4 protein-coding genes are annotated in these 4105 nt (G+C 49.0%); 2 read left to right on the top strand and 2 right to left on the bottom strand.

Going from position 1 to position 4105, the window contains the following annotated elements:
• A partial coding sequence (locus tag ON064_RS17425) for an MFS transporter (protein ID WP_274625769.1) occupies positions 1-809 on the top strand: 809 nt, incomplete at its 5' end.
• Between the two features lie 268 nt (positions 810-1077).
• Positions 1078-1974: a MerR family transcriptional regulator gene (locus ON064_RS17420; RefSeq protein WP_274625768.1), complete on the top strand. Its 897-nt coding sequence runs from the start codon at positions 1078-1080 to the stop codon at positions 1972-1974.
• Between the two features lie 47 nt (positions 1975-2021).
• Here ON064_RS17420 and ON064_RS17415 read toward each other — a convergent pair whose 3' ends face one another.
• Together ON064_RS17415 and ON064_RS17410 are read right to left on the bottom strand one after the other, a co-directional pair.
• Positions 2022-2207, bottom strand: a complete 186-nt coding sequence (locus tag ON064_RS17415; RefSeq protein WP_068870565.1) for a hypothetical protein — start codon at positions 2205-2207, stop codon at positions 2022-2024.
• A 379-nt stretch (positions 2208-2586) separates the two neighbouring features.
• Entirely contained in the window at positions 2587-3885 is a 1299-nt protein-coding gene (locus ON064_RS17410; RefSeq protein ID WP_274625767.1) for an NCS2 family permease, read from the bottom strand.
• Positions 3886-4105: the final 220 nt, after the last annotated feature.

Raw genomic sequence — 4105 nt, 5'->3', positions numbered from 1 at the left:
GCCTGGTATCTGCTGCGATGTCACTCGGCATCGTCATCGGACCGGGAATCGGCGGCTTTCTTGCCGATTACAGCCTGAAGCTGCCGTTTCTTGTGTCAGCTCTCGTGTCGCTCGCAGCGGTGCTGTTTTCCGTTTTTGTCCTGAAAGACAGCGACGCCGAAAAAGCGGATCCGGATCTCGCTTTGACGATGACGCAATCCGAATCGATGTTCAAAAAAATTGCGCGCTCGACTTCGGTCCCTTACTTTTTACCGCTGGTCATCACGCTGGTCATGAGTTTCGGTTTGCTCGCTTACGAATCCGTCCTCGGGCTTTATCTCGACAATCAATTCAATTCCACTGCGAAGGATATCGCCTTCATGATTACCGCCACCGGTACGGTCAGTGTCATCGTTCAATTGTTCGTCGTTGACCGCATCGTCTCGCGCTTCGGTGAGATCGGCGTATTGATTACGTTCCTCGGCGTCGCAGCGGGCGGGTTTCTCGCATCGCTTTTTGCGAGCAGTTACGTCATGTTTTTCGGGGTGTCACTGATTATCTTCCTCGCGACATCGATTTTGCGTCCGGTGTTGAATACATTGATCTCAAAACTCGCAGAAGGCGAAGTCGGCTTTGCGATGGGCATGAACAATGCCTATATGAGCATCGGCAACGTCATGGGCCCGCTCCTCGCTGGTATCCTGTTCGACATCAATATCATTTTCCCGTTCATTCTCGGCCTGTTGCTGCTGTTGGCAACACTCGTCATCACAGTAGGCTGGCAGCGCTCAAGATCCGCTAAACAAGCACGTACCGTCGAACAGCAATAGGCCCACGCTTCTATCCAATCCTACTCATTCAATGAGTTTGTATCAGTTTTATACTTATCAAAAGACAGTGCAGTCGATAACCCGCACTGTCTTTTTTCCATTTTAAGGATTTATTGTAAGACCTTGCACTAGATAACTTTTAGCAGCCTCTATCGATTTGTTTTTTCTTGCCTTTTTCTGCTAATTGGGAAAGCCAATAGCTTTACGCTGGGGATAGTTGGTTGTATAATCTTTGTATAACAAAAAACTACGGAATGAAGGTCATGCTATGTACAATATCAAAGCTGCTGCCAAAATACTCGATATGCCTAAAGTGACCATCCGTTCCTGGGAGACGCGCTATAATGCCATCACGCCTGCGCGCACAGAATCGGGTCATCGCCTGTATTCCGACCAAAATTTGGAAGACTTGAAGTGGCTGAAAATCCAAGTCCAGGAAAACGGCATGAAAATCAGTGAAGCCGTCAAGCAATTGCACGCTTCAAGGAAACAGTTCTACCATCCGGAAATCGCCGATTCCAATGAACCTATTGAGTATGCCAAGCAAATTGAAGAATTGTATCAGGCCGCTGTAGAAATAGACATTGACCGTTTTAATTATCTGCTCGATTTGAAGTTCTCGCTGTTCCACCACCAGACTGTCTTCTTTCATATCATCGCGCCGCTCATGGTACGGATCGGTGCAGAATGGGAAAACGGCCAAATCAGCGTTGCGCATGAACACATGATCACCAACATCATCCAGCAGCGCTTCAACCAGTTTTTCCGCGTCTTCCCGGTTGCACCCCATTTGCCGAAGGTACTGGCACTCAGCCCAAGCGGAGAACATCACCAGCTCGGCCTGCTGTTGTTCTCGTTATTCCTTCGCGAGAATGGCTTCCATGTCGTTTACACAGGTCCTGACACGCCGCTTGATGGCCTAGCGGAAATGGTGGCTAAGCAAGATTTCAAACTGGTTTGCATGTCCGTCATGACACCTAAAAGCCGTCCCGTCGCAGAACAATACATCAAAGAACTTTCTGATGCTATTCCCGGACTCCACTTTTTGCTCGGCGGCCAAGGCATCGATTGTGATGATGAAAAAATCAACCGCTATTGCATCGGCACCACGCTCGAATCCTGGCAGCAATGGCTCGACGGATTCAAAGCTGCCCGTACATCTTAAGCACACAGAAAAACCATGCGTGAAGGAATCCTTCACGCATGGTTTTTTTATTGATTGTCGATTTCCTGGTATTGTTTCATGAATGGGCCGCTGTCCGCCACTTCGGAGTGGTAGAGCGCCTTCAATGCAAAGCTTTTCTCAAGCTCCATTTCCTTCATCAATACCTTCAGCCGTTTTTTCAGTTCCGGCTCCTGGTTGACCAGTTTCTCCATATTCGATTTAAAATAGCGCATCGTGATCCGCTCCTTTTATTTTATTATAACACGGCAAAGCAAAGAAAAAGCGCACCCATCAACCGGATGCGCTTTTTAACATGTCTGGGATTCTTGAATCGTGTTTTCCGAAGCTTAAACCGCCCGCTTTCCGTGGGCTCGCGCCCAAGCCTCCTCGGTTTGCGCTACTTTCGCTGCGCTCAAGCATCGCAAATGAATGAACTCGGCGTTGCCTCGCTCATTCATTCCCTGCGGGGTCTCGGTCGTCTCGCTGATCCACCGGAGTCGGGCGGATGCTTCTCCAAACACTTGGAAAGTTTATAGACTATTTGTTGCGTAAAATTAGTTGCTTTCTAATTTTAACGACTTATTCTAAGTGTTAAAAAAATATGCGCTTTTTTCAGCCGACCACGTGAAATACGTAATTGACGAAAAACAGACAAGCAATCACATAAAGAGCCGGGGAAACTTCACGCCATTTGCCGATCGCCACTTTCAGCACCGGATACAGGATAAACCCGATCGCAATACCGTCCGCAATACTGTACGTAAACGGAATCAACGCGATGATCAACAAAGCCGGAAACGTTTCGCTCATGTCCTTCATGTCGAGATTCTTGATATTCTGAAGCATCAACCCGCCGATGATGATTAAAATCGGCGCAATCGCGCTGTCGGGAATGATCTTGATCAGTGGAATGAAGAACGCTGCACCCATAAACAAAAAGCCTGCCGTCAGTGAAGTCAAACCGGTGCGTCCGCCAGCAGCCATCGCTGCCGCACTTTCCACACTGGCCACAGTCGGGCTCGTACCGAGAAATCCTGAAGCCATCGTCGAGACCGACGTCGCCTGGAATGCACGCGAATATTTTTCCGGACGGCCGATGAAATTCACCTGTCCGTGGACGAGGCCAATGTTTTCAAACACCAAGACCATCGTCAGGGAAAATACCGCCACCCAGAACGTTGTCGACAAAAAATTGCTGAACGACATTGCACCGAACACCGCAAACGCTTCTGCCGTATTGACGCCCGGTTCGCTCAATTGGCTGAGATCGATCATGCCGAAGAAATACGCAATGACCGTTCCCAGTACAATGGTGATCAGAAAATTCCCCGGCACGTTACGGATAAATAAAATGATCGCGAGCAAAAACGTCACGACGGTCGACAGCACGAGTGGATCTGACAGCGAACCGAGCGAAAGAATCGCCCCGTCGCCTGGCGCTACAAGGCCGCCTTTCTCGAGGCCTAACAGCATCAGAAATAGCCCGAGCCCCACCGTGATCGCTTCTTTCAGCGAATTCGGCACCGCCTCGCTGAGCATTTTCGAAAAGCGCGTAAATGCGACAAAGACGAAAATGACACCCGAGACGAAAACGACCGCAAGTGCTTCCTGCCAGCTCAACCCCATCGACTGGACGAGCGTATAGGAGAACAATGCATTGATCCCCATGCCCGGAATGAGCAAGATGGGCGCATTGCCCCAAAAGCCCATCAATAATGCGCCGATGACGGAAGCGGCGATGGTGCCGATGATCGCGTACTCGATTGGCATGCCGGACTCCGATAAAATCAGTGAGTTGACGGCGATGATGTAGACAACGGTGAAAAAGCCGATTAAGCCGGCAGTCATTTCCCGCTTGATGGTCGTACCGTTTTCGTTAAGACCGAAAAACCGGTCCATCCAATTTGCCATAAGACATACCTTCTATGAAATTAGCCCTCTCCCTACCCGCTCTGCCTGAAAAAATCAGGTAAGCCAAGATAGAAGTGTAATCCTAAAAAAAGCCGCTGTCAAGGCATTTATCTTGAAAGGAAATAGCTGGTTATGCAGGCATTTATCTCCCAATTTCAGCAAGTCACCTAAATCTTTCATTAAATAAAAAAACCGCCTGTTCCCCGCTCTGAACTGAACC

It is taken from the genome of Planococcus sp. A6 (assembly GCF_028823615.1).
Classification (GTDB): Bacteria; Bacillota; Bacilli; order Bacillales_A; family Planococcaceae; genus Planococcus.
Note: the sequence above shows the minus strand (reverse complement) of the source record. Positions and strands in the feature narration are given on the sequence as shown.